The sequence below is a fragment of the Blastococcus sp. VKM Ac-2987 genome, from assembly GCF_026967805.1.
GTDB lineage: Bacteria > Actinomycetota > Actinomycetes > Mycobacteriales > Geodermatophilaceae > Blastococcus.
On record NZ_JAPVBG010000001.1, the window covers coordinates 1,454,092 to 1,477,593 of the forward strand.

General features: G+C 75.2%; 31 protein-coding genes. 16 read left to right on the forward strand and 15 right to left on the reverse strand.

Annotated features, from left to right (window positions below; all coding sequences use genetic code 11):
- The first annotated feature begins 200 nt into the window (after positions 1-200).
- The 3 genes from O2W17_RS07225 to O2W17_RS07235 all read left to right on the forward strand — a co-directional run bounded on the left by O2W17_RS07225 (position 201) and on the right by O2W17_RS07235 (position 3,198).
- Positions 201-917, forward strand: coding sequence for an ANTAR domain-containing protein (locus O2W17_RS07225; protein WP_269191724.1), 717 nt, complete (start codon positions 201-203; stop codon positions 915-917).
- 116 nt (positions 918-1,033) lie between these two features.
- Positions 1,034-1,699, forward strand: coding sequence for a lysophospholipid acyltransferase family protein (locus O2W17_RS07230; RefSeq protein WP_269191725.1), 666 nt, complete (start codon positions 1,034-1,036; stop codon positions 1,697-1,699).
- Positions 1,696-3,198 carry a cobyric acid synthase gene (locus O2W17_RS07235; RefSeq protein ID WP_269191726.1) on the forward strand — a complete coding sequence of 501 codons (1,503 nt, stop codon included), beginning with the start codon at positions 1,696-1,698 and terminating at the stop codon, positions 3,196-3,198. Before O2W17_RS07230 ends, O2W17_RS07235 begins: the two co-directional genes overlap by 4 nt.
- Here the strand turns inward: O2W17_RS07235 and O2W17_RS07240 are convergent.
- On the reverse strand, positions 3,185-3,574 hold the full coding sequence (locus O2W17_RS07240) for an acyl-CoA thioesterase (protein ID WP_269191727.1): 390 nt from the start codon (positions 3,572-3,574) through the stop codon (positions 3,185-3,187). The genes O2W17_RS07235 and O2W17_RS07240 overlap by 14 nt on opposite strands.
- 40 nt (positions 3,575-3,614) lie before the next feature.
- Between O2W17_RS07240 and O2W17_RS07245 the strand changes: the two genes are divergently transcribed.
- Positions 3,615-4,238 carry an MSMEG_1061 family FMN-dependent PPOX-type flavoprotein gene (locus O2W17_RS07245; RefSeq protein WP_269191728.1) on the forward strand — a complete coding sequence of 208 codons (624 nt, stop codon included), beginning with the start codon at positions 3,615-3,617 and terminating at the stop codon, positions 4,236-4,238.
- Positions 4,239-4,279: 41 nt separating this feature from the next.
- Positions 4,280-4,705, forward strand: coding sequence for a VOC family protein (locus O2W17_RS07250; protein WP_269191729.1), 426 nt, complete (start codon positions 4,280-4,282; stop codon positions 4,703-4,705).
- A gap of 29 nt (positions 4,706-4,734) precedes the next feature.
- On the opposite strand, the gene O2W17_RS07255 is transcribed toward O2W17_RS07250, so the two are convergent.
- Positions 4,735-4,926 carry a hypothetical protein gene (locus O2W17_RS07255; RefSeq protein ID WP_269191730.1) on the reverse strand — a complete coding sequence of 64 codons (192 nt, stop codon included), beginning with the start codon at positions 4,924-4,926 and terminating at the stop codon, positions 4,735-4,737.
- 172 nt (positions 4,927-5,098) lie between these two features.
- On the opposite strand from O2W17_RS07255, the gene O2W17_RS07260 reads away from it, so the two are divergent.
- Positions 5,099-5,602 (forward strand): type II toxin-antitoxin system PemK/MazF family toxin, encoded by a 504-nt coding sequence (locus O2W17_RS07260; protein WP_269191731.1) that lies wholly within the window; start codon positions 5,099-5,101, stop codon positions 5,600-5,602.
- A 9-nt stretch (positions 5,603-5,611) separates the two neighbouring features.
- Here O2W17_RS07260 and O2W17_RS07265 read toward each other — a convergent pair whose 3' ends face one another.
- From O2W17_RS07265 to O2W17_RS07275, 3 genes are all read right to left on the reverse strand, one after another.
- A complete protein-coding gene (locus tag O2W17_RS07265; RefSeq protein ID WP_269191732.1) occupies positions 5,612-5,827 on the reverse strand; it encodes a hypothetical protein in 216 nt (71 codons plus the stop codon).
- 111 nt (positions 5,828-5,938) lie between these two features.
- A complete protein-coding gene (locus O2W17_RS07270; protein WP_269191733.1) occupies positions 5,939-6,232 on the reverse strand; it encodes a transcriptional regulator in 294 nt (97 codons plus the stop codon).
- On the reverse strand, positions 6,229-6,693 hold the full coding sequence (locus tag O2W17_RS07275; RefSeq protein ID WP_269191734.1) for a hypothetical protein: 465 nt from the start codon (positions 6,691-6,693) through the stop codon (positions 6,229-6,231). Before O2W17_RS07275 ends, O2W17_RS07270 begins: the two co-directional genes overlap by 4 nt.
- 63 nt (positions 6,694-6,756) lie before the next feature.
- Between O2W17_RS07275 and cobC the strand changes: the two genes are divergently transcribed.
- The 5 genes from cobC (at position 6,757) to O2W17_RS07300 (ending at position 11,273) form a co-directional block, all read left to right on the forward strand.
- Entirely contained in the window at positions 6,757-7,875 is a 1,119-nt protein-coding gene (gene cobC, locus O2W17_RS07280) for an Rv2231c family pyridoxal phosphate-dependent protein CobC (protein WP_269191735.1), read from the forward strand.
- Between the two features lie 11 nt (positions 7,876-7,886).
- Positions 7,887-9,110, forward strand: coding sequence for a uroporphyrinogen-III C-methyltransferase (gene cobA / locus O2W17_RS07285; RefSeq protein WP_269191736.1), 1,224 nt, complete (start codon positions 7,887-7,889; stop codon positions 9,108-9,110).
- A gap of 110 nt (positions 9,111-9,220) precedes the next feature.
- Positions 9,221-10,162 (forward strand): ABC transporter ATP-binding protein, encoded by a 942-nt coding sequence (locus O2W17_RS07290; RefSeq protein WP_269191737.1) that lies wholly within the window; start codon positions 9,221-9,223, stop codon positions 10,160-10,162.
- A complete protein-coding gene (locus O2W17_RS07295; protein WP_269191738.1) occupies positions 10,159-11,013 on the forward strand; it encodes an ABC transporter permease in 855 nt (284 codons plus the stop codon). Before O2W17_RS07290 ends, O2W17_RS07295 begins: the two co-directional genes overlap by 4 nt.
- A complete protein-coding gene (locus O2W17_RS07300) occupies positions 11,010-11,273 on the forward strand; it encodes a helix-turn-helix transcriptional regulator (protein WP_269191739.1) in 264 nt (87 codons plus the stop codon). Before O2W17_RS07295 ends, O2W17_RS07300 begins: the two co-directional genes overlap by 4 nt.
- A 12-nt stretch (positions 11,274-11,285) precedes the next feature.
- Here O2W17_RS07300 and ygiD read toward each other — a convergent pair whose 3' ends face one another.
- Both ygiD and O2W17_RS07310 read right to left on the reverse strand, forming a co-directional pair.
- Positions 11,286-12,137, reverse strand: coding sequence for a 4,5-DOPA dioxygenase extradiol (gene ygiD, locus O2W17_RS07305; RefSeq protein WP_269191740.1), 852 nt, complete (start codon positions 12,135-12,137; stop codon positions 11,286-11,288).
- 86 nt (positions 12,138-12,223) lie between these two features.
- Positions 12,224-12,931, reverse strand: a complete 708-nt coding sequence (locus tag O2W17_RS07310; RefSeq protein ID WP_269191741.1) for a (2Fe-2S)-binding protein — start codon at positions 12,929-12,931, stop codon at positions 12,224-12,226.
- 133 nt (positions 12,932-13,064) lie between these two features.
- On the opposite strand from O2W17_RS07310, the gene acs reads away from it, so the two are divergent.
- The 3 genes from acs (at position 13,065) to O2W17_RS07325 (ending at position 16,594) form a co-directional block, all read left to right on the forward strand.
- Positions 13,065-15,011, forward strand: a complete 1,947-nt coding sequence (gene acs / locus O2W17_RS07315) for an acetate--CoA ligase (protein WP_269191742.1) — start codon at positions 13,065-13,067, stop codon at positions 15,009-15,011.
- Between the two features lie 147 nt (positions 15,012-15,158).
- Positions 15,159-15,659: a phage holin family protein gene (locus tag O2W17_RS07320; RefSeq protein WP_269191743.1), complete on the forward strand. Its 501-nt coding sequence runs from the start codon at positions 15,159-15,161 to the stop codon at positions 15,657-15,659.
- Between the two features lie 5 nt (positions 15,660-15,664).
- Entirely contained in the window at positions 15,665-16,594 is a 930-nt protein-coding gene (locus tag O2W17_RS07325) for an alpha/beta fold hydrolase (RefSeq protein WP_269191744.1), read from the forward strand.
- A 38-nt stretch (positions 16,595-16,632) separates the two neighbouring features.
- Here O2W17_RS07325 and O2W17_RS07330 read toward each other — a convergent pair whose 3' ends face one another.
- The 5 genes from O2W17_RS07330 to nth all read right to left on the reverse strand — a co-directional run bounded on the left by O2W17_RS07330 (position 16,633) and on the right by nth (position 20,483).
- Entirely contained in the window at positions 16,633-17,814 is a 1,182-nt protein-coding gene (locus O2W17_RS07330; RefSeq protein WP_269191745.1) for a MarP family serine protease, read from the reverse strand.
- Positions 17,815-17,900: 86 nt separating this feature from the next.
- Complete coding sequence (locus O2W17_RS07335) at positions 17,901-18,350, reverse strand: plastocyanin/azurin family copper-binding protein (protein WP_269191746.1); 450 nt, start codon at positions 18,348-18,350, stop codon at positions 17,901-17,903.
- Positions 18,347-19,108 (reverse strand): NUDIX hydrolase, encoded by a 762-nt coding sequence (locus O2W17_RS07340; protein ID WP_269191747.1) that lies wholly within the window; start codon positions 19,106-19,108, stop codon positions 18,347-18,349. The genes O2W17_RS07335 and O2W17_RS07340 overlap by 4 nt, the downstream gene beginning before the upstream one ends.
- Complete coding sequence (locus tag O2W17_RS07345; RefSeq protein WP_269191748.1) at positions 19,105-19,683, reverse strand: TlpA family protein disulfide reductase; 579 nt, start codon at positions 19,681-19,683, stop codon at positions 19,105-19,107. Before O2W17_RS07345 ends, O2W17_RS07340 begins: the two co-directional genes overlap by 4 nt.
- Positions 19,683-20,483, reverse strand: a complete 801-nt coding sequence (gene nth, locus O2W17_RS07350) for an endonuclease III (protein ID WP_269191749.1) — start codon at positions 20,481-20,483, stop codon at positions 19,683-19,685. Before nth ends, O2W17_RS07345 begins: the two co-directional genes overlap by 1 nt.
- 99 nt (positions 20,484-20,582) lie before the next feature.
- On the opposite strand from nth, the gene O2W17_RS07355 reads away from it, so the two are divergent.
- Together O2W17_RS07355 and O2W17_RS07360 are read left to right on the forward strand one after the other, a co-directional pair.
- Positions 20,583-20,825 carry a hypothetical protein gene (locus tag O2W17_RS07355; RefSeq protein ID WP_269191750.1) on the forward strand — a complete coding sequence of 81 codons (243 nt, stop codon included), beginning with the start codon at positions 20,583-20,585 and terminating at the stop codon, positions 20,823-20,825.
- Positions 20,826-20,967: 142 nt separating this feature from the next.
- A complete protein-coding gene (locus O2W17_RS07360; RefSeq protein WP_104526541.1) occupies positions 20,968-21,642 on the forward strand; it encodes a Crp/Fnr family transcriptional regulator in 675 nt (224 codons plus the stop codon).
- Between the two features lie 177 nt (positions 21,643-21,819).
- Here O2W17_RS07360 and O2W17_RS07365 read toward each other — a convergent pair whose 3' ends face one another.
- From O2W17_RS07365 to O2W17_RS07375, 3 genes are all read right to left on the reverse strand, one after another.
- On the reverse strand, positions 21,820-22,608 hold the full coding sequence (locus tag O2W17_RS07365; RefSeq protein ID WP_269191751.1) for an NUDIX hydrolase: 789 nt from the start codon (positions 22,606-22,608) through the stop codon (positions 21,820-21,822).
- Between the two features lie 187 nt (positions 22,609-22,795).
- Positions 22,796-23,269 carry a RidA family protein gene (locus O2W17_RS07370; RefSeq protein WP_269191752.1) on the reverse strand — a complete coding sequence of 158 codons (474 nt, stop codon included), beginning with the start codon at positions 23,267-23,269 and terminating at the stop codon, positions 22,796-22,798.
- Positions 23,266-23,436: a DUF4177 domain-containing protein gene (locus O2W17_RS07375; protein ID WP_236828588.1), complete on the reverse strand. Its 171-nt coding sequence runs from the start codon at positions 23,434-23,436 to the stop codon at positions 23,266-23,268. Before O2W17_RS07375 ends, O2W17_RS07370 begins: the two co-directional genes overlap by 4 nt.
- Between the last annotated feature and the right edge of the window lie 66 nt (positions 23,437-23,502).

Genomic DNA, 23,502 nt, shown 5'->3' on the forward strand with positions numbered 1-23,502 from the left:
GCGACACCCCGGCCTGTCGGGCACCGCCCGGGAGCCCGCTCGCGGGTCCTCCGCGCGCCGGTGCGACTCCGCCGACGGAGACGTACCGTCCAGGCATCCGGCAGGGCCGGTCCCGCTGGGCCGGAGCACCGGGGTGTCGAGCAGCCGGCGTCCGGGAGCCTGCCGGAACCCGGTACGCCCTCTCCCGAGGAGGTCGGCGAATGTCGTCACCCGCGCTCCCCCGGGCCCGCACGACCGCCTCCGGCGCGACGCCCGGCCGGGGGCCGGAGTCCTCGCGCACCATCACCCGGCACCCGCCCGTCCCGTCCGCCGCGGCCGGCCGGTACCGCTACGACCGGCACGCCGGCAGCTGGTGGTGGTCGCCGGAGATGCACGAGGTCCTCGGTCTCGACGCCGCCGGGACCACGCCCTGCACCGAGGCGCTGCTGCGCGCCCAGCACCCGGACGACGGGGGCCGCGTCCTCGCCGCCCTCACCGCCTGCGGAACGGGACGCCCGTTCGTCCTCGAGACCCGGATCGTCCACCCGACGCGGCCCCAGCGATCGGTGGTGCTGGTCGGCGAGCCGGCCCGTGACGACGCCGGCGACGTGCGCGCGGTGGAGGGCCTCTGCGTCGACATCACCGGCTGCCGCCCGCCGGCCCCGGCGCCGGACGGCGTGGCCAGGCTGCACGCCGAGATCGAGCAGCTGCGCACGGCCATGGCCAGCCGGGCGGTCATCGAGCAGGCCAAGGGCGTCCTCATGGTGCTCACCGGCTGCGCGGAGCAGGTCGCGTTCGACCTGCTGGCCCACATCTCCAGCCACACCCACCGCAAGGTGCGCGAGGTCGCCCAGGTGCTCACCGGCTCGGCGGCGGGGCAGGGCGGGCTGCCCGACGACGTCCGCGCCATCCTCCGGGACGCCTGCCCGCCGGCCTGACCACCCGCCGGGCCCGCCGCCGGAGCCGCCGCCCGGCCGCCGGGTGGCTTCCGGCAGGATCCGGAGCGGCCCGTGGTGCCCGCAGCCGCGGCCCGGAGCCGCCGAGGGGAGCCCCGATGTTCTACGTCCTGGCCACGTTCGTGCTGCGACCGCTGTTCCACGTCCTGTGCCGGCCGCAGATCGTCGGGCGCGAGAACGTCCCGCTGGACCGCCCGGTCATCCTCGCCAGCAATCACCTGTCCTTCATCGACAGCATCGTGATCCCGCTGGCCGCCCCGCGCCGGGTGGCCTACCTGGCGAAGGCGGAGTACTTCACCGGCCGGGGGGTCGGCGGGTGGCTCACCCGGACGCTGTTCACCGCGCTGGGCGCGTACCCGGTCGAGCGGGACACCCACCGGGCCGCTCAGGCCGCGCTCGACACCGCCCTGCAGATCCTCCGGGAGGGCACCGCCTTCGGCCTCTACCCGGAGGGCACCCGGTCGAAGGACGGCCGGCTGGCGCGCGGCAAGACCGGCGTCGCCTGGCTGGCGCTGACCGCCGACTGCCCCGTCGTCCCGGTCGCGGTCCACGGCACCGACCGGGTGCAGCCGGTGGGCGCCCGCTGGCCGCGCCCGCACCGCGTCCGGATCACCTTCGGCGAGCCGCTGACCTTCCCCGAGCAGCGGGGTGGGGCCGGCCGCAACCGGGCCCGCCGCGAGGTGACCGACCGGATCATGCTGGCGATCGCGGAGCTCTCCGGTCAGGAGACGGCCGGCTGGGACGTCCCCCGCGACGCCGCGTGACCGGGGCGCTGCTCGTCGCCGGCACCACCTCGGACGCCGGGAAGTCGGTGGTGACGGCGGGGATCTGCCGGTGGCTGGTGCGCCAGGGCGTGTCGGTGGCGCCGTTCAAGGCGCAGAACATGAGCAACAACTCCGTGGTCACCGCCGACGGCGCCGAGATCGGCCGGGCGCAGGGAATGCAGGCGGCCGCGGCGCGGGTCGAGCCGGAGGCCGCCATGAACCCGGTGCTGCTCAAGCCCGGCGGCGAGAACTCCAGCCAGGTCGTCGTCCTCGGCCGGCCGGTCGCCGACGTCACCGCGCTCTCCTACCGGCCGATGAAGGCGGCCCTGCTGGCGCAGGTGCTCGAGTCGCTGGCGGACCTGCGATCGCGCTTCGACGTCGTCGTCTGCGAGGGCGCGGGCTCCCCCACCGAGATCAACCTGCGGGCCGACGACATCGCCAACATGGGGCTGGCCACCGCCGCCGGCCTGCCCGTGGTGGTCGTCGGCGACATCGACCGGGGCGGCGTCTTCGCCGCCTTCCACGGCACGGTGGCGCTCATGCCGCCGGAGGACCAGCGGCTGGTCGCCGGCTTCCTGGTCAACAAGTTCCGCGGCGACGTGCGGCTGCTGCGCCCCGGGCTGGACCAGCTGGCCGCGCTCACCGGGCGGCCGACGCTGGGGGTGCTGCCGTGGCTCGGCGGTCTGGAGCTGGACGTCGAGGACTCGCTGAACGTGCCCTCGGCGTCGTCGGGAGCACCCCCGGTCGGGGACGACGTGCTGCGCGTCTCGGTGGCGCGGGTGCCCCGGCTGTCGAACTTCACCGACCTGGACGCGCTGGCCGCCGAGCCGGGGGTGCTGGTGCGGTACGCCACCCGACCCGAGGAGCTCGCCGACGCCGACCTCGTGGTGCTCCCCGGCAGCCGTGCGACGGTGGCCGACCTGGCGTGGCTGCGCAGCACCGGCCTCGCCGACGCCGTGCTGCGCCGCGCCGCGGAGGGGGCGCCGGTGCTCGGCATCTGCGGGGGTCACCAGATGCTCGCCCGGACGATCACCGACGAGGTGGAGTCGCGGGCGGGGACGGTGGCCGGGCTGGGGCTGCTCCCGGCCGACGTCCGGTTCGCGCCGGCGAAGACGCTCGCCCGGCCGGTGGGCTCGGCGCTCGGCGAGCCGGTGCACGGCTACGAGATCCACCACGGCGTCGTCACCGTGGACCTCGGTGCCGAGCCGTTCCTCGACGGCGCCCGGTCCGGCGCCGTCTTCGGGACGACGTGGCACGGCGCGCTGGAGAACGACGGCTTCCGCCGGGCCTTCCTCACCGAGGTCGCCAGGATCACCGGCCGCCGGTTCGTGCCCGCCCCGGACACCGACTTCGCGGCCGTGCGGGAGGCCCGGCTGGACCGGCTCGGCGACCTGGTCGCCGAGCACGCCGACACCGACGCCCTGTGGCGGCTGGTCGAGTCCGGGCCGCCGCCCGGGCTGCCGCTCCTGCCGCCGGGCGCGGGCGTCAGCCCTCGGTGAGCCGCGCCCGCACGTCGTCCGGCCAGGGGGTGGGGCGGCCGTCGGCGACGGAGACGTAGGTGGTGCGGACGACGCAGCACACCCGGTCGCCCACGCGCACGGTGAAGCGCACCGCCACGCTGGTGCGGCCCACCTTCTCCGTCTCGGCGTCCACGGTGACGGTGTCGCCCCAGCGGGCGGACGACGTCCACTCCAGCGCGCTGGCCTTGACCACCGGGTCGATGCCGCGGGTGACCAGCTCCTCCCAGGTGAGCCCGTGCGCGGCCCACCACCCGTTGGACGCCTCGTCGGCCCACGTCAGGTAGTGGGCGTTGAAGGCGACGCCCTGCTGGTCGCACTCGACGTATCGGACGGGGGAACTCCACACCTGCGGCACGAGGCGCCACGCTAGCCCGGCGACCGTCTACGGTCGTCGCGTGCCTGCCGCCCCGCTGCCTCCGCTGCCCACCGCCGACCCGGTGCTCGCCGGCTACCGGACGCCGGGTGGCCTGGTGCTCGACAAGGTGATCGACCACCTGGACGCGCACTGCCGGGAGTTCATCGCGCACTCGCCGTTCGCGACGCTGTCCACCGCGGACGCCGAGGGCTGGCCGGACGTCTCCCCGCGCGGCGGTGACCCGGGCTTCGTCCACGTGCTCGACGAGCGCCGGCTCCTGCTGCCCGACCGTCCCGGCAACAACCGGGTCGACAGCCTGCGGAACGTGGCCGTCAACCCCCGCGCGGCGCTGATGTTCCTGGTCCCCGGCGTCGAGCAGACCCTGCGGGTGTACGGCACCGCGACGCTGGTCGCGCCCGAAGAGCTGCCGGTGGACCTCACCGAGTTCGGCCGGGCACCGCTGTCGGTGCTCGTGCTGGACGTGCGGCGGGCCTACTTCCAGTGCCCGAAGTCGGTCATGCGCTCGGGCCTGTGGGACCCGGCGCGGCAGGTGGCCCCCACGGCGCTGACGCCGTTCGGCCGGGTCATCCGCGACCACTGCGCGCTGGAGGACGACCTGCCCGACGACGCCACGATCCGGGCGAGCCTGGCCGAGGAGCTGTAGCAGCCTTTCTCGGTGTCGGCAGCCGGGCCTAGCCTCCGGCCATGGCGTTCGACGTCCAGATCACGATCGACTGCTCCGCGCCGCACGAGCTCGCCGACTGGTGGGCCGAGGTGCTCGGCTGGCAGGTGGAACCGCAGGACGAGGCCTTTCTCCGCCGGATGGTCGCGTCCGGGGCCGCGGCGGAGGAGGACACCACCCGGCACCGCGGCGCCCTGGTGTGGCGGGTGGGGGCGGCCGTCGGCTCACCCGACCCCGGCCGCCCGCGGCTGCTCTTCCAGCTGGTGCCGGAGCGGAAGGCGGGGAAGAACCGGCTGCACCTCGACGTGCGCGTCGGCCCCGAGCGGCGGGAGGCGGAACTCGCCCGGCTGCTGGGGCTGGGCGCCACCGAGCTCTGGCGCGCGTCCCAGGGTCCGTTCGACTGGGTGACGCTGGCCGATCCCGAGGGTAACGAGTTCTGCCTGACCTGACGCGGACCGCGCTGCGGTGGAGGCGGTCCTCAGCCGGCGCGCAGGTCGCGGGCGAGCTTGCGGTCGGCCACCGCGCGCTCGGCGAGCACGCGCAGGCGGCGGCGGCTGCGGCCGGAGCCGAGGTACCGCGCGTCCTCCACCAGCTGGAAGGCGGCGAGGACGCTCGCCTGCACCTCGCGTCCCCGCGGGACCGCGGGCCGGGCCGGCTCGGCCGAAGTCATGGAGACCCCCTTCTCCGAGGGCCCGCCACGCCGTGCCCCGTTCGCCCATGGTGCCCCCGTGCCCGCCGAGCCAACCCCGAACGTCACCGATTGGTGCCGATGTGTCACGTGTGACACCTCGTGATGCTTCCGTGCCCTGACCCGTCCGTCGGCGCTCCGTACGGTGCTGCCCATGACAGCTCAGCGGCGACCGGTCCTGGCGGCGGTGCGGGCGGTCGGCCGCGTGCTGGGGGCGTTGCGGCGGACCTCCCGCCCCCGTGCCGCCGGGCGCCGGTCGTCGTCCGCCCCGCCGGCACCCGACGTCGGCTACCGGCCGCGCGACGACGGCCGCCCCGACCCCGGCGAGGTGGTGTGGGCCTGGGTGCCGTTCGAGGAGGACGACGGCCGGGGCAAGGACCGCCCCGTGCTGGTCATCGGCCGGCGCGGCGACGAGCTGCTGGGGCTGATGCTCAGCAGCCGGGACCACGACCGGGACGCCGCCGACGAGGCCCGCTACGGCCGGCGGTGGACCGACGTGGGCACCGGCGCCTGGGATCCGCGCGGGCGACCCAGCGAGGTGCGCCTGGACCGGCTGCTGGTGCTGGACCCGGCGACCGTCCGCCGGGAGGGGGCGGCGCTGGACCGCGCCCGGTTCGACCGCGTGGTCGACGAGGCGCGCCGCGCGCAGGGCTGGTGAGCGCCGCGGTCAGTCCGCGGCCGACTCGTCCCGGGCGGGCCGGCGGACCTGCGGGCGCAGGTTGTAGACGCCGACGCCCTCGCTGAGCGGCTCGAGGTCGTAGCGGTGCACGACCTTGGGCCCGCCGTGCAGGTGCACGTGGGTCACCGTCGGCAGCGGATCGCCGTGCCGCGCCTGGCGGATCTCGACCCGCCCGTCGAGGGGGCCGCCGACGTACAGCAGCACCGCGTCGTCGGTGCCGGCCTCCGCAGCGGCTGGCTTCTGCTCGAACAGCTGGATCTCCTCCCCTCGTGCGCCGGTCCACGAGAGTAGGCGCGGAGCGGGCCCCCGTCAGGGTCAGCCCCCGGTGATCCGGCGCAACTCGGCGACGTGCGCGTCGAACGCCCGCCTGCCCTCGGCGGTGAGCGCCAGGCTGGTGCGCACCCGAGAGGCCCGGGTCGCCTTGCGGACCTGCACGTAGCCGGCCTCCTCCAGCTGGCGCACGTGCTTGGAGAGCACCGAGTCGCTCACGCCGACCTGGTCGCGCACCGTCGCGAAGTCCATCGTGTCGACGACGGCGAGCAGCCCGCACACCTGGAGCCGGGGCGGGGCGTGCACCACCGGGTCGAACCGGGGTTCGACGGCGGTCACCGCCCGGCCCGCAACCCGGCGACGTAGATGCGGGTCACCCATCGCGAGCTCAGCGCGACCGCGATCCCCAGCACGGCGCCGACCACGACCATCGCGCCCCGCACGTCGAGCAGGAACTCCGCCGCGCCGCCGAGGGCCAGCAGGGCGAGGTAGCCGACCGACCACCAGCGCAGCGCCCGCTGGACACGCCCCTGGACCGGACCCACCCTGCTGGCGTCCCACCAGACCCCGGTGATCCGCCGGTAGACGGCCACCAGGCCGCGGACGCCGGCCAGGAAGAGCACCAGGGCCGCCGCGATCACCCAGATGCTGTGGGACGAGTAGCTGCCGATGAAGCCGGCCAGCAGCAACCCGAGCGCGACGTCCCACCACCACGGCTGGACGATCCGGTCGGCGAGCGCCGCCCGGTCGGCCCGCAGGGCGGCCAGCTGGGAGCGGGCGTCGTCCTCGTCGCTTTCCATGTCGGAAAGAGTGACCCTGGCTTTCCGGATCGTCAAGTGACGCCACACGCCTGTTACACGTCCGTGGTCGAATGGCCGCAGGAGCGCCGACCGCGAAGAGGAGACGTGACGGATCTGCGGCACCACGGGGACGCCGAGCTGGCACCCGGCCTGATCGACCTCGCCGTCAACGTGCGGGCCGGCACGCCGCCGCCGTGGCTGCGGGCGGTCCTGCACGACGCGGTGGACCGCAGCGCCGGCTACCCCGACGCCGCCCCCGCCCGGGCAGCCGTCGCCGCGGCGCACGGGCGCGACCCGGCCCAGGTGCTGCTCACCGCGGGCGCCGCCGAGGCGTTCGTGCTGCTCGCCCGGGCCTTGCGCCCGCGGCGGGCCGTCGTCGTCCACCCGTCCTTCACCGAGCCGGAGGCCGCGCTGCGGGCCGCCGGGCACCCGGTCACCCGGCTGCTCCTCTCCCCCGCCGACGGCTACCGGCTCGACCCCGCCGCCGTCCCCGACGACGCCGACCTCGTCGTCCTGGGCAACCCGACCAACCCCACCTCGGTGCTGCACCCCGCTGCCGGGGTGGCCGGGCTGACCCGCCCGGGCCGGGTCGTCCTGGTGGACGAGGCGTTCGCCGACACCGTCCCCGGCGAGCCCGCATCCCTCGCCGGCCGGACCGACCTGCCGGGGCTGCTCGTGGTGCGCAGCCTGACCAAGACGTGGGGCCTGGCGGGGCTGCGGGTCGGCTACGCCCTCGGCCCGCCGGAGCTCGTCGCGGCCATGGCCGACCAGCAGCCGCCGTGGCCGCTCAGCACGCCGGCCCTGGCCGCACTGGTGGCTTGCAGCACCCCCGCCGCCCGAGCCGAGGCGCACGGGGCGGCCGTCGCGCTGACCGGGGACCGGGCGGCCCTGCTCGCCGCCCTCCCACCGGGCGTGGCGGTGCTCGGCGAACCGCGCTCCTCGTTCGTGCTGCTCCGCGTGCCCGACGGCGCGCGGGTGCGCGCCGCGCTGCGGGACGCGGGCTGGGCGGTGCGCCGCGGCGACTCCTTCCCCGGCCTCACGACCGACCACCTGCGGGTCGCGGTGCGCGATCTCGGCACCTCGCGTGCGTTCGCCCGGACCCTCGCTGGGATCCTGTCGGGGACGCACGGGCCCGGCTCCGCACGGGAGACCGCCCCCGGCATCCCCGAGGAGATCCGCTGAACGCCACCCCGGTGCCCCCCGGATCGGGCACGGTCTACCCGGTCGGGCTGCGCCTGCGCGACCGGCTCGTCGTGGTCGTGGGTGGCGGCCGGGTGGCCCACCGGCGCGTCGCCGGCCTGCTGGAGGCGCGCGCCCGCGTGCGCGTCGTCAGCCCGGAGGTGACGCCGGCGCTCGAGTCGCTCGCCACCGCCGGAGGCGCGACCTGGCACCGGCGGACCTACCGGCCCGGCGACCTCGACGGCGCCTGGTACGCCGTCGCCGCGACCGACGACCCCGCGGTCAACGCGGCCGTGGCCGAGGAGGCCGAGCAGGCGCACATCTTCTGCGCCCGGGCCGACGACCGCGCGGCGTCCAGCGTCTGGACTCCGGCCGTCGGGCGGCAGGGCGACCTGGTCATCGGCGTGCACGGCGGCGGCGACCCCCAGCGGGCCATCGGCGTGCGGGACGCGATCGTCGCCGGGCTGACCGACGGCAGCGTGGGCGACCGGGTGGCCCGTCCCGCCGCCGGCGGCAGCGTGGTCCTGGTCGGCGGCGGCCCCGGCGATCCGGGGCTGATCACGGTGCGCGGCCGGCAGGCGCTGGCGCACGCCGACGTCGTCGTCGCCGACCACCTGGGCCCCCAGTCGCTGCTGGCCTCGCTGCCCCCCGAGGTGGAGGTCGTCGACGCCTCGAAGCTGCCCCGCGGCCGGTCGATGGCCCAGGAGCGGATCAACGCGCTGCTGGTGGAGCACGCGCGGGCCGGCAAGCGGGTGGTGCGGCTCAAGGGCGGCGACCCGTTCGTCTTCGGGCGCGGCTTCGAGGAGCTGCAGGCCTGCACCGCGGCCGGCATCCCGGTCGAGGTGGTCCCCGGCATCACCAGCGCCGTCGCCGTGCCCGCGCTGGCCGGCATCCCGGTCACCCACCGGGGCCTGACGCACGAGTTCGTCGTCGTCTCCGGCCACCTGCCGCCGGGGCACCCCCAGTCGCTGGTCGACTGGGCCGCACTCGGCCGGCTGCGCGGCACCCTCGTCGTCCTCATGGGCGTCGACACGGCCCCCGCTATCGCGGCCGCGCTGGTCGAGCACGGCCGGGCACCGGGGACGCCGGTGGCGGTCGTCAGCGACGGCTCGACGGCCACCCAGCGCACGGTCCGCACCACGCTGGCGGAGCTGCCGCGCACCATCGCCGCGGAGCACGTCCGCCCGCCGGCGGTCTGGGTGGTGGGCGAGGTGGTCGGCCTCGCCGGCGACGGCTGACCCACCCGGCCGGCCGCGACGGACGGCCGCGAGGGAAGTACTTGTACTGCGGATATAGCACTCCTACTATCACCGCGTCCGAGCACGGATCCCCGCACCGGGAGTTCGCGATGGGTCCAGACCCCGAGCACAGCGCGGCCGGCGAGCCGGCGATCTCCGTCCGCGGGTTGCAGATGACCTACGGCGAGCACGCCGTGCTCACCGGCGTGGACCTCGACGTGCACGCCGGGGAGGTCGTCTGCCTGCTCGGTCCCAACGGTGCCGGGAAGACGACGACCATCGAGATCCTCGAGGGCTTCCGCCTGCCCTCCGCGGGAGAGGTGCGGGTGCTCGGCGAGAACCCGGCCGAGGGCGGGGACGCCTGGCGCGCCCGCGTCGGCGTGGTGCTCCAGTCGTGGCGCGACCACGCGCGCTGGACGCCGCGCCGGCTCCTGGAGCAGCTCGGTGGCTACTTCACCCCCTACGCCACCGCCGACCGGCCGCGGCCCTACGAGGTGGACTGGCTGCTGCGCACGGTGGGCCTCACCGAGAACGCCGACCGGAAGATCGGCACGCTCTCCGGGGGGCAGCGACGGCGGCTCGACGTCGCGGTCGGCATCATCGGCCGGCCGGAGATGCTCTTCCTCGACGAGCCGACCGCCGGCCTGGACCCGCAGGCGCGCCGCGACTTCCACGACCTCGTGCACCGGCTGGCCGACCTCGAGGGCACCAGCATCCTGCTCACCACCCACGACCTGGCGGAAGCCGAGCGGCTGGCCGACCGGATCCTGATCCTGGTCAACGGCCGGATCGTCGCCGACGGCAGCGCCGATGCCCTGACCCGGCAGGTGGCCGGGAGCGCAGAGGTCCGCTGGGCCTGCGACGGCGAACGGTTCGTGCACGCCACCGCCGACCCGACGCCGTTCGTCCGCGAGCTGTTCCGGCAGCACGGGGACCGGGTCACCGACCTGGAGGTCCGCCGGGCCAACCTCGAGGACACCTACATCGCCATGGTCCAGCGGTTCGAGTCCGGCGACCGAACCGCACCGCAGCTCGCGGAGGTCTCCCGGTGAACCCCACCCGGCACGCCGTCTCCCTCGGCCTGCGTCGCGGCTGGACGGAGTTCGTGCTCAGCCTGCGCAGCCCGCAGGACCAGGGCTTCTACCTCTTCATGGGGGTCGGCACCCTGGCCTACCTGTGGTTCAACCGCGACACCGAGCTCGAGGGCACGGGGCTGCTGCTGCCCACGTTCGCCCTGCCCAGCATCCTCGGCGCGCTGATCGCGTTCGGCGTGGTCATCGGACCGGCCTACGCGCTCGCCATGGAGCGGGAGGACGGCACGCTGCTGCGGCACAAGGCCCTGCCGCACGGGATGCAGGGCTACGTGACCGGGCAGCTCCTCTACCACTCGCTCGGGCTGCTCCCCCTGCTGCTCGTCATCCTGGTGCCGAGCTTCCTGCTCTTCGACGACGTCATGAGCAACGGCGCCGCCGGCTGGGCGACCGTCGCCTGGGTGCTCGTGCTCGGCCTGCTGGCCACCCTGCCGCTCGGCATGATCATCGGCTCGGTCGTCCCGAGCGTCCAGAAGGTCGGCACGTGGGGGATGCTGCCGATCATCACGCTGAGCGCGATCTCGGGGATCTTCTTCCCCATCCAGGCGATGTGGGGCTGGCTGCAGGCCGTGGCCCAGGTCTTCCCGATCTACTGGATCGGCCTCGGCATGCGCTCGGCGTTCCTGCCCGACGCCGCCGTCACCGTCGAGCTCGGGGACTCCTGGCGCACCGGCACGACCGTGCTCGTGCTCGCGGCCTGGGCGGTGTTCGGCATGCTGGTCACGCCGCGGGTGCTGCGGCGGATGGCCCGGCGGCAGTCGGGCTCCCAGGTCCAGCAGGCCAAGGAGGCCGCGCTCCAGTGGGTCAGATGAGCGGCGAGCGACCCGGGGACGCCGTCTACAACCGGATCGCCCTCCTGCGCGCCGAGCACGGGGTGTCCCGGCGGCAGCTGGCCGACGCGCTCGGGGTCCACTACCAGACGGTGGGCTACCTGGAGCGCGGCGAGTACAACCCCAGCCTGCACCTCGCGCTGCGCATCGCCGAGTTCTTCGACCTGCCGGTGGAGACGATCTTCTCCACCCGCCCCTTCCCGCGCATCAGCGACGCCCGCCGCCCGGCCGCCACCGGCTGAGGACGCCCCCGCTCAGATGTTGGCGCCGTCCGGCGGCGGCCCGTCCGGCAGCGCCGCCGCGACGCCGGAGCCAGACAGCTCCGGGGCCGCCATGCCGACGGTGTAGGCCGTCATCGACAGCGAGCCGTAGGCGTAGCCGTCGACGAGCACGTCGACAGGGGAGTCGGTGGCCCCCGCCATGCCGGCGACGTAGAGCAGCGGCAGGAAGTGGTCCGGCGTCGGGACGGCGAGGTCGAAGTCGCGGTGCCCGTCGAGGCGGCCGGCGTCGGTCGGGTCGGTGAGCATGACCTCCTTGGCCGCCTCGTCGAACCGCTGCGCCCAGTCGAACCCGGCGTCGGGCAGCGCGCGGCTCACCCCGCCGAGGTTGTGCACCACGTTCCCGCTGCCGATCACCAGCACGCCGTCCGCGCGCAGCGGGGCCAGGGCGGCGCCCAGCTGCAGGTGGTAGTCGAAGGACTTGAGCGCGTTGATCGACAGCTGCACGACCGGGATGTCGGCGTCCGGGAACGCGTGGGCCAGCACCGACCAGGCGCCGTGGTCGATGCCCCAGCTGTCGCGGTCGGCCCCCACCCAGGTGGGGTGCACGATGTCGGCCACCTCCTCGTACAGCTCCGGCAGCCCCGGCGGCTCGTACCGGACGTCGAAGAGCTCGCGCGGGAACCCGAAGAAGTCGTGGATGGTGCGCGGCCGGGGCATCGCGGTGACCGCCGTCGCCTGCACGTACCAGTGCGCCGAGACGACCAGGATGGCCCGGGGCCGGGGCACCGACCGGCCGAACGCCCGCCAGGCCTCGGTGTACCGGTTGCTCTCCAGCGCGTTCATCGGGTTGCCGTGGCCGAGGAACGCGGCAGGCATCACGGGCATCGCTGACCTCCCTCTGGGTCGCCGGGTCCGTCGATCATCTCCTGCGCGCTCCCGCGCGGCGAGACGCGGTGCGCCCGCCCGTCCGCTCAGCGCGGCAGGCGGGAGGCGGCGTCCTCGAGCAGCACCTGGCGCTCCGCCGCCGGCCGGCGCGGGCAGGACACGCACGTGGGGCCGTGGGGCAGCCGGTCCACCAGGCAGCAGGACACCCGGGCGGCGAACCGCGCACCGGCGACGTCGACGTAGCGGGGCGGCGGCAGGGGGAAGCCGACGGCGGCGGCCAGCGGCGCGGCCAGCGCGGTCACCGCCGGGACGTCCCCCACCGCCCGGCCGACCGCCAGCAGCCCGTTGGCCAGCGAGTCCGTCGCGATGCCCCACAGCGGCCGCGGGCGCATCCGCGCCGCCGCGGCGAGCGCGGGGACGACCGTCGTCAGGCTCTCGCGCAGGCCCGCGGCCGGATCCCCGCCCGCCACCGCGGACACCGCCGCCACCGGCAGGCCACCGGGGCCGAGGTACGCGGTCGTGTCGGCCGGCCGGGCCGACAGCGGGTGCCCCACGGCCAGCCCCGCCAGCAGCGGGGCCAGGAGCACCGCCGAGGCCGAGTACCACCACACCGTCGCGTGCACCCGAAGGTCCCCGGCCCGCTGGCGGGCGGCCCGGGCGGCCAGCAGCTCGGCCAGCCGACGGGGGTCCGCGAGCTGGGGCACCGGCACCGGCACGGCGCCCGGCGGCGGCACCAGGCCGAGCGTGGCCGCACCGGGGATGCGCGCCGCCACCTCCGCCTGCGGACCGCTCACCGGGCCAGTCTGGCCGGTCGTCGCTCCGCACGTCGCGTGGGGCAGACGACCGGGCGCCACGGCCATACGGTGTGTCGTGGCACACGCTGCACCGCCGCGGACGGCACGCGGCGCCGGACCCGGGAGGAACCCCATGAGCGAGACGACCCAGGCGGACGGCCGGACCTTCGCGCCGCCCGAGGCCCTCGCGGCCCAGGCGAACGTCGGACCCGACGTCTACGACGAGGCCGCTCGCGACCGGCTGGCGTTCTGGGCGTCCGCGGCACGCCGGCTGACCTGGGAGCAGGAGTGGGACGAGGTGCTCGACTGGAGCAACCCGCCCTTCGCCAAGTGGTTCGTCGGCGGCAAGCTCAACGTGGCCTACAACTGCCTCGACCGGCACGTCGAGGCCGGCCACGGCGAGCAGGTGGCCTACCACTGGGAGGGCGAGCCGGGCGACACCCGCAGCCTCACCTACGCCCAGCTCAAGGACGAGGTCTCCAAGGCCGCCAACGCGCTCACCGAGCTCGGCGTCCGGGCCGGCGACCGGGTGGCCATCTACCTGCCGATGATCCCCGAGGCGGTCATCTCGATGCTCGCCTGCGCGCGCATCGGCGCCGTCCACATGGTGGTCTTCGGCGGCTTCTCGGCCGACGCGCTGGCCAGCCGGCTCGACGACGCCGGCGCCGTCCTGGTCATCACCGCCGACGGCGGCTACCGCCGCGGCGCACCCAGCGCCCTCAAGCCCGCCGTCGACGACGCGGTGGGCCGCAGCCCCGGCGTCCGCAACGTCGTCGTGGTCAAGCGGACCGAGCAGGACGTGGACTGGACCGAGGGCCGCGACCTGTGGTGGGACGACGTCGTCGGCCGGCAGTCCGCCGAGCACGAGTGCGAGTTCTTCGACGCCGAGCACCCGCTCTACATCATGTACACGTCGGGCACGACGGCGAAGCCGAAGGGCATCCTGCACACCAGCGGCGGCTACCTCACCCAGGTCGCCTACACCCACTGGGCGACCTTCGACCTCAAGCCGGACACCGACGTCTTCTGGACCGCCGCCGACGTCGGCTGGGTCACCGGCCACAGCTACATCGTCTACGGGCCGCTGGCCAACCGGGCCACCTCGGTCATGTACGAGGGCACCCCGGAGACCCCGCACCGCGGCCGCTGGTTCGAGCTCGTCCAGAAGTACGGCGTCACGATCCTCTACACCGCGCCGACGGTCATCCGCACGTTCATGAAGTGGGGCGAGGACGTCCCGGCCGGGTTCGACCTCTCCTCGCTGCGGCTGCTCGGCTCGGTCGGCGAGCCGATCAACCCCGAGGCCTGGCTCTGGTACCACGAGCACATCGGCGGCGGCCGCTGCCCGATCATGGACACCTGGTGGCAGACCGAGACCGGGGCGCACATGCTCACGCCGCTGCCCGGCGTCACGAACCTCACCCCCGGCTCGGCCCAGCACCCGTTCCCGGGCATCTCGGCGAAGGTCGTCGACGACGAGGGCAACGAGCTGACCGACGACTCCACCGGCCTGCTGGTGCTCACCGAGCCCTGGCCGGCGATGCTGCGCACGATCTGGGGCGACGACGACCGGTACGTCGACACCTACTGGTCGCGGTTCGGGAAGAACGTGTACTTCGCCGGGGACGGCGCCAAGAAGGACGCCGAGGGCAACATCTGGCTGCTCGGCCGGGTCGACGACGTGATGAACGTGTCCGGCCACCGCATCTCCACCACCGAGGTCGAGTCCTCGCTGGTCGGCCACCCGACGGTGGCCGAGGCGGCCGTCGTCGGCGCCAGCGACCCGACCACCGGCCAGGGCATCGTCGCCTTCGTCATCCTCCGCGGGAACGCCGAGGACTCCGGCGACGAGCTGGTGCAGACGCTGCGCAACCACGTCGCCCGCGACATCGGCCCGATCGCCAAGCCGCGGCAGATCATGGTGGTGCAGGAGCTGCCCAAGACCCGGTCCGGGAAGATCATGCGCCGGCTGCTGCGCGACATCGCCGAGAACCGCGAGCTGGGCGACGTCACCACGCTCACCGACTCCTCGGTGATGAACATGATCAAGGACAAGCTGCCCGCCGCTCCGGCCGAGTAGCCGGCAACCCCGGCCCGGCTCCCCGACCGCCCGGGGAGCCGGGCGGGCGGGCGTCCACGGCCCCGTCCACGACCACCGGGACGCGGTCCCGGTGGTCATGGGGCACGATCGTCCCGACCAGCAGTTCCACCAGAGGAGGAGCCACCCGTGGCCCACAGTGTGTCGTCGACCCGCACCGACGGGGCCAGCCCGGCCGTCGAGCCCTCCATCGGCACGCTCGTGCAGAGCGCGATGGCCGACGTCTCGACGCTGGTGCGCAACGAGATCGAGCTGGCCAAGGCCGAGATCGGCGCCTCGGCGAAGAAGGGCGGCATCGGCGCCGCGGCGTTCGCCGCGGCCGGCGTGTTCGCCGCCTTCGCCGGCATCTTCTTCTTCATCGCCCTGGCCGAGTTCCTCACCTGGCTCGGCCTCGCGCGGTGGATCTCCTACCTCATCGTCTTCGTGCTGCTGCTCGCGCTGGCCGGCGTCGCCGCGCTCGTCGGCCGGAAGATGATCAAGAAGATCGAGAAGCCCGAGCGGACGATGGAGTCGCTGCGCGAGCTGCCGGAGGTCATGCACCGCGAGGCCCCCGGCGCCCGGCACCGCGAGGTCCCGGTCGTCAGCGGCGGCAAGGTCGAGCTGCGCACCAACGAGCCCTACCGGGTCTGAGGCCGGTGACCGTCCCCCCGGACGGCCGTCCCGACGCCACGAGCGTCCTGCTCCCCGGACCCTGGACCCACCGCGACATCTCCGCCAACGGCGTGCGCCTGCACGCGGCGGAGGCCGGTGAGGGGCCGCTGGTCCTGCTGCTCCACGGCTTCCCGCAGTTCTGGTGGACCTGGCGGTCGCAGCTGACCGCTCTGGCCGACGCGGGCTTCCGCGCGGTGGCCCCGGACCTGCGCGGCTACGGAGCCAGCGACAAGCCGCCCCGCGGGTACGACCTGCCCACCCTCTCGGCCGACGTCGCGGCGCTGGTGCGGGCGCTCGGGGAGCGCGACGCCGTGGTGGTCGGCCACGACTGGGGCGGCCTGCTGGGCTGGACCATGGCCGCCCTGCACCCCCGGGTGGTGCAGCGGCTCGTCGTCGTCTCGATGGCCCACCCGCGGCTGCTGCGGGCCGGGATGACCCACCGCCGGCAGCGCAAGGCGTTGCGGCACGCGCTCGGCTTCCAGGTGCCGCGGCTGCCCGAGCGCCGGCTGACCCGCCTCGACGACGACCCGGTCGCGGACCTGATGCAGCGCTGGGCCGGCCCTGACTGGGCCCGCACCGCCGATTTCGCCGCCGCCGTGGACCGGTACCGCTCGGCGGCGCGGATCCCGCAGGCCGCCTACGGCGCGATGGAGTACTACCGCTGGGCCGGCCGGTCGCAGGTGCGGCCCGACGGCCTCCGCTACGCCCGCCGGATGGCGGCGCCGATCACCGCGCCGACGCTGCAGCTGCACGGCGCGGTGGACCCCTACGTCCTGCCGGAGACCGCCCGGGGGTCCGGCCGGTACGTCGCGGGCGCCTACGAGTGGCGCACGCTGCCCGGTGTCGGCCACTTCCCGCAGGAGGAGGTCCCGGACACCGTCAGCCGGGCCGTCGTCGACTGGGCCCGCGGCTAGCTGACCGGCCGGCCCTCCCGCGAGCGGAGCAGGGCCCGCTACTCGCAGGCTCCGGTGCCGACCTCGGCCAGGGACCGGCTGCCCTGCGCGGCCGCCCCGGCCACCTGCGGGCCGGTGAGCGCGTAGCCGGTCTCCGGGTCGTCGATCGCCGAGGCGAACACGACCCCGAGGACGCTGCCGTCGGGTGCGAACAGCGGCCCCCCGGAGTTGCCGGCGCGCACCTGGCCGTAGAGGGCGTAGACGTCGCGGACCACGGTCTGCGTGTTGCGGAAGTCGGGGCCGCTGATGTCGCCGCGGTCCCGGACGCGGGCCGCGCCGACGTAGAGGGGCCCGCCGCCGGGGTAGCCCATGATGATCGCGTCGTCGCCGGAGTCCGCGGACTCCGGCGTGAAGCGCAGCGGCACCTGCGGCAGCCCCGGCACCGCGAGCACCGCCACGTCGATCTCCTCGTCGACCAGGACGGGGACGGCGTCGTACTCCTGGCCCTCCGCGAGGACGACCGGATCGGTGACGCCGGCCAGCACGTGGGCGTTGGTCATGACCCGCTCGGGCGCGTAGACGAAGCCCGACCCGTCGATCTGCCGGGAGCAGGACGGCGCGACGCCCTGGATCTTCACCACCGACCCCTGCACCGAGGTGACGACCTCGCTGCTCCGCAGCGCCGGGTCCGGCGCCGGGACGGCGCGCGCATCGGTCGGGGTGAGCGGATCGAGGACGTCGGGCAGCCCGCGCCGGTCGATGGCCTCGCGGAGATCCTCGTAGACGGCGCGGACGCCGTCGGGCACCGCCCGGTCGACGGCCTGCACCAGCGCCGACTGCCGGACCTGGCTGGCCACCTGCGGGAACGGCGAGCTGGCCAGAGGTGAGGCGACCATCCAGGCGACCAGGAGCACCGAGGCCGCCGACACCACCGCACCGGCGACCGAGTCGACCATCTCGGCCGGCTCCCAGGTGACCCGGGAGCGCACCGCCCGGCCCACCGCGCCGGCCAGGATCTGGCCCAGGAGCGCCCCGGCCAGCACCACGACCAGCGCGGCGAACACCCGCGAGACGCTGGAGCCGTCGATGCGGTCGGCCACCGGTCCGGCCAGCTGCGCACCGAGCACCGCGCCGCCCAGGAAGCCGAGGATCGAGGTGGCGGAGACGAGCAGGCCCTGGCGGAAACCGGAGAGCGCGAACAGCAGGGCGAGGACGATCAGGACCAGGTCGACGAGGGACACTCAGTGCTCCCGCTCGGCGCCGGACGCGGTCCGCTCCCCGATCGCCGGCGCCCCCTGCGGTGCTGCTGCGCCCGTCGCGATCGCGGTCACCCGCTGACCGTCATCGTGCCCACCTGCCCGAGCTGCACGTGGAAGGTGCAGGCGAACGGGTACTCGCCCGGCGTCGTCACCTCGAACTCGACGGTCTCCTCCTGCCCGGGGGCGAGGAAGGCGACGCCGGCGTCGATCGGGGCCGGCAGCTCGTCGTCGGTGTACTCGAGGTTGTGGGTCATCTCGTCGGCCGCGTTGACCACCGTCAGCCGCACGCGGCCGGGGTCGACGGTGAACGTGTCGGGGTAGAACTCGTAGTCGTCCCTGGTCTCGACGGTGACCTCCTGGACGCCGTCGGCAGCGACGGTCACCTCCCCGAGGCCCTCGGTGGACGGCGCGGCCGGCGCCGGCTCCTCGCCGCCCCCGCAGCCGGTCAGCACGCCCGCGACCAGGGCCGCCCCGGCGCCCACCGAAGCGGCCCGTCGCCGCCACCTCCACGCGCTCATCGGGGCCGAACCGTACGCGTCGGAGCGCCGTCGGGCGGGGGATCGGCCACCGTCGGCGCGGCGGCATCCCCTGCCTCGTCGTCGTCCCCCGAGCCCGGGAGGGTGTAGGGCCGCAGCATCGCCTCGGGGATCGGGCGGACGTCGCGCTCGTCCCAGGGCCGGGCGAGGCCGGCCGCCTCCAGGATCGCCTCCAGCAGCCCGGCGGTGAAGCCCCAGACCAGCATGTCGGCCACCGCGAAGGCCGGCCCGACGTAGCCCGACGGGTGCCGCAGCCGGAACCGGTTGCCCGGGTCCGCCAGCTCGGCGAGCGGCACCCGCGCCACGCGGGCGACCTCGTGCGGATCGCCGACGCTGACGTCGCGCGGGTCGTCCCACCAGCCCACCACCGGTACGACCAGCCGGTCCGACGGCGGCAGGTAGAGCTCCTGCAGCGTGGCGAGCACCCGCACGCCGTCGGGGTCGATCCCGGCCTCCTCGTGCGCCTCGCGCAGCGCCGTCCCCACCGGGTAGTCGTCACCGGGATCGACCCCGCCGCCCGGAAAGGCCGGCTGGCCGGCGTGGCTGCGCAGGTGCGCGGACTTCTCGATGAGCAGCACGTCGGGGCCCGCCGCGCTCTCGCCGAAGAGGATCAGCACCGCCGACCGGCGCGCGGTGGCGGTCGCCTTCGGCATGCGGTGGCGCAGCGGCAGGTCGGCGGCGGCGTCCAGCAGCCGGTGGAGGTAGGCCGGGAGCCCGTCGACGTCCGGCCCGGCGCTCACGGCTGCACCCCGAGGTGCTCGGCGACCAGGCTCCGGAGCTCGTCGACCGAGGAGACCGGTCCGGCCTCGGTGTGCACCAGGGCACCGTCGGCGTCGACGAAGTAGGTGAACGGCAGCACGTTGAGGCCCAGCTCCGCCATCAACTCCCCCTGGCCGTCGAACGCGCTGGGGAACGTGACCCCGGCGTCCTCGGCGAAGGAGGCGGCCTGCGGCAGCCCGTCCTTGCTGATCAGACCGACCACCCGCACCTGGTCACCGGCGGCCGCGGCGAACTCCTGCAGGATCGGCATCTCCTCCCGGCACGGCGCGCACCAGCTCCCCCACAGGTTGACGACCATCGGCGTGCCCGGCGCCCGGGCGAGGTCGAGGGAACCGCCGCCGGGGCAGTCGAAGGAGAGGGCGGGCAGCCGCTCGGCGCCCACCGCCTCGGCGTCGGGCTGCTCGGGGCAGGCCGTCAGCGCGGCGACCGGCGCGGAGGTGGGGGACGGCGCCGCGGCGGTGCTCTCGTCGTCGGCGGTGCAGCCACCGAGCAGCACGGCGCCGACCAGGCCGAGCACCGGCAGGACCCGGCGCATCACTCGGTGTCCGAGGCGGTCGGGGTCTTCACGAGCGCCAGCGCGACCTCCGGGTCGACCGGGCCGATGCCGAACGACGGGCACCACTGCGCCAGCCCGCACGCGCCGCAGGCGGCCTTCTTGGCGTGGCAGACCCGCCGCCCGTGGAAGATCACCCGGTGGCTGAAGTCGGTCCAGTCCTTCTTCGGGACCAGCTGCGCGATCTCGGCCTCGACCTTGACCGGGTCCTCCTCCGCGGTCCAGCCGAACCGGCGCACGAGCCGGCCGAAGTGGGTGTCGACCGTCAGGCCCGGGACACCGAAGGCGTTGCCCAGGACGACGTTCGCCGTCTTGCGGCCCACCCCCGGCAGGGTGACCAGGTCGGCCATCCGCGCCGGCACCTCGCCGTCGAAGCGCTCGACCAGCGCCTGGCTCAGGCCCAGCACGGAGTTCGCCTTCGCCCGGAAGAAGCCGGTGGGCTTGAGGACGGCCTCCAGGTCCTCCCGGTCGGCACCGGCGAGGGCGACCGCGTCCGGGTACCTCGCGAAGAGCGCGGGCGTCACCTTGTTGACCGTCTTGTCCGTGGTCTGCGCCGAGAGGACGGTGGCCACCAGCAGTTCGAAGGCGTTCGTGAAGTCCAGCTCGCAGTGGGCGTCGGGGTGGATGACCGCCAGCTCGCGGGCCATCCGCCGGGCCCGGCGGGTCCGGCTCAGCGGCGTCTCGCCCGGGTCGAACGGGGAGGCTCCGGTCAGCGCCGCGCGGGTGGGGCGCCGGGCTCGGGTGGGGCGCGCGTAGGCCGGTGGGGACGCGGGTGCGGACACGCGGTCGAGGGTATGCGGCCCTGCCGACCGTCTCGTGCCGTGCCACCATGGGGCCGGACCGCTCCCCCCGGTTCCGTCGACGACGCAGAGGAGGTCGGGATGGTCGCCCTCAGTGTCATCCTGTTCCCGCCGCTGCTGATCGCGTTCCTGCTGGTCATGGAGCGGGTCGAGGAACCCCTCCGCCGCCCGGCGTCCCCCCGCGAGGTCAGCGAGTTCCTCAACACGGCCACGCCCGGTGAGGTGGACACCCTCGCCACGTCCGGCCTCCGGCGGGCGCTGTCCCGCTGGCGGCGGCGCCGCAGCGGTGGCCGGCGGCGGTCGGAGAACCCCCCGATGGTCTGATCCGGCGCTGCGCCGGAACGGCCCTCCCTCGCTCCGACGGGCGAGCCGCCCGCCCACCGAACGGGTGACCGACCGCACAGACGCCTAGACTCGCTCCGGGCGCGGGCATCCCTGCGTCGCAGACAGTGTGAGAGGACGTGCAGTGGACGAGGTGCTGGCTCAGTCGGGGCTCTTCCAGGGGCTCTCCGAGGACGCGGTGGACCCCGTCATCAGCCGGCTCGAGACGATCACCCTCCCCCGGGGCCGGGTGGTCTTCAACGAGGGCGAGCCGGGCGACAGCCTCTACATCGTCATGACCGGCAAGATCAAGCTCTCCCGCCGCTCGCCCGACGGCCGGGAGAACGTGCTCGCGGTCATGGGCCCCTCGGACCAGTTCGGCGAGCTGTCGGTCTTCGACCCGGGTCCGCGCACCGCCACCGCCACCGCGGTCACCGACGTCAAGCTGGCCCGCATGCCGCAGTCGGTGCTGCTGCCGTGGATCGAGGCGCACCCGGAGATCGGTGAGCAGCTGCTGCGCGTGCTGGCCCGCCGCCTGCGCCGCACCAACGACTCCGTCGCCGACCTGATCTTCACCGACGTCCCCGGCCGCGTGGCCAAGGCGCTGCTGCAGATGGCCGACCGCTTCGGCAGCCGCGACTCCGACGGGCTGCGGGTCAAGCACGACCTCACCCAGGAGGAGCTGGCCCAGCTGGTCGGCGCCTCGCGCGAGACGGTGAACAAGGCGCTGGCCGACTTCGTGCACCGCGGCTGGATCCAGCTGCAGGGCAAGTCCGTCGTCGTCCTCGACGAGGAGCGCCTGCGCCGCCGCGCGCGCTGACCCCCCGAGCGTCGAACCAGCGAGGCCCGGAACCGCTCAGGTTCCGGGCCTCGCTCGTTCATGCCTGCGCCCGCGCCGCTCCGGGGGTCGATCTCGCGCTCACCGAGTCCTGCAGAACCCCTGCAGCACGAAAAGAACCCCCAGAGCCAACGCCTGGCCGCGGTGTGACGCGGAGCGTCACGAAGGAAGCGGCACCGCCAGGCGGATGCGGGTGCCGTCGGGGAGGACGGCCCAGCGGCCTTCGGGGGTCTCCTCGAACCGGGGGCTGATCGGGTGCATCGGGTCCGGCGGGGACCCGGCCAGTGCGGCGGCCACGTCCGGGAAGGCGACCAGCTGGCCGAGGGTGTGCGACGTCGGCGGCAGCATCGGCCGGGTACCGGCGTCCAGCTCGACGAGCGCCGCGGCCGGGGTCAGCCAGTCGGCCTCGTCGGCCTCGCCGGAGACGTCCCGCGCCTCCTGGCCGACCGGCAGCGCCGCGGCGAAGAACTTGGTGTCGTAGCGGCGGGGCTCCACCGGCGGGGTGATCCAGTGCGCGAAGGGCCGCAGCAGGTCCGACCGGAGCACCAGTCCGCGGTCGGCCAGCAACCCGGCCAGGGAGAGCTGGCGGCTGAGCAGCGCCTGACGCTGCTCCTCCCAGTCGTCGCCGGAGACGTCCGGGACGACGGAGCCGTCGGGCAGCCCGGCCAGCAGGACGCCGGCCTCCTCGAACGTCTCGCGCACCGCGGCGCAGACCAGCTCGCGGGCCGTGCGCTCGTCGCAGCCGAAGGCGGTCGCCCACTGCTCGGGCGGCGGCCCGGCCCAGCCGATCTCGGTGTCGCCGTCCCGGGGGTCGACGCCGCCGCCGGGGTAGGCGGTCATCCCGCCGGCGAACGGCATGCCCCTGGTGCGGCGGAGCAGGTAGACCTCGAGCCCGGGTGCCCCGTCCCGCAGCAGCAGGACCGTCGCCGCCTGCTTCGGCTCAGCCATGCCGCACGCCGCAGTAGTGCAGCAGCACCGTCGCCGTCTGACGAAGCTGCGCAGTCACGGTCGCCCTGCGAGGTCGTGGTCCCGGCGCGGGGGCCGGAGGCCTTCCGACGGGATCACGAGGGGTCGCTCAGCGCAGCGGGACCGGGCACGTGGTGGCGGTGCTGCCCGGAGGGCAGCAGTGTCGTGGTCACAGCAGCTCGACGGTGAGCTCGACCTCCACGGGGGCGCCCAGCGGCAGCTCGGCCACCCCCACGGCGCTGCGGGCGTGCGTGCCCGCCTCGCCGAAGATCCGGCCCAGCAGCTCGCTGGCGCCGTTGACCACCCGCGGCTGCCCGGTGAAGCCCTCGACGCTGGCCACGTAGCCCACGACGCGCACGACGCGGGCGACCGAGTCCAGCCCCACGAGGTCGTCGATGGCGGCCAGCGCGTTGAGGGCGCAGAGCTTGGCGTCGGCCGCGGCCGCCTCGGCGTCCACGGAGCCGCCCACCTTGCCGGTGCGGCGCAGCCCGCCGTCGACGAAGGGCAGCTGCCCCGAGGTGAACACCAGCGAGCCGGTGCGCACCGCCGGGACGTAGGCGGCGACCGGCGCGGCCACCGGCGGCAGCCGGATGCCGAGCTCGGCGAGCCGGGCGTGCCAGCTCGGGGCCGCGGGGGCGGTCATACCGGGCGCTTGAGGTAGGCGACCAGCTGCTCGGCCCCGCCGGGACCCGGGAGCACCGTCACCAGCTCCCACCCGTCGACGCCCCAGGAGTCGAGGATCGCCTTGGTGTTGTGGACCAGCAGGGGGATGGTCGCGTACTCCCACTTCTGGCGGGCGGTTTCGCTCATGGGCGCGACGCTACTGCAGCCGGGGGTGCGGTGGGCACCAGCGCCGTCGGCCCCGGCGGCTCCGCA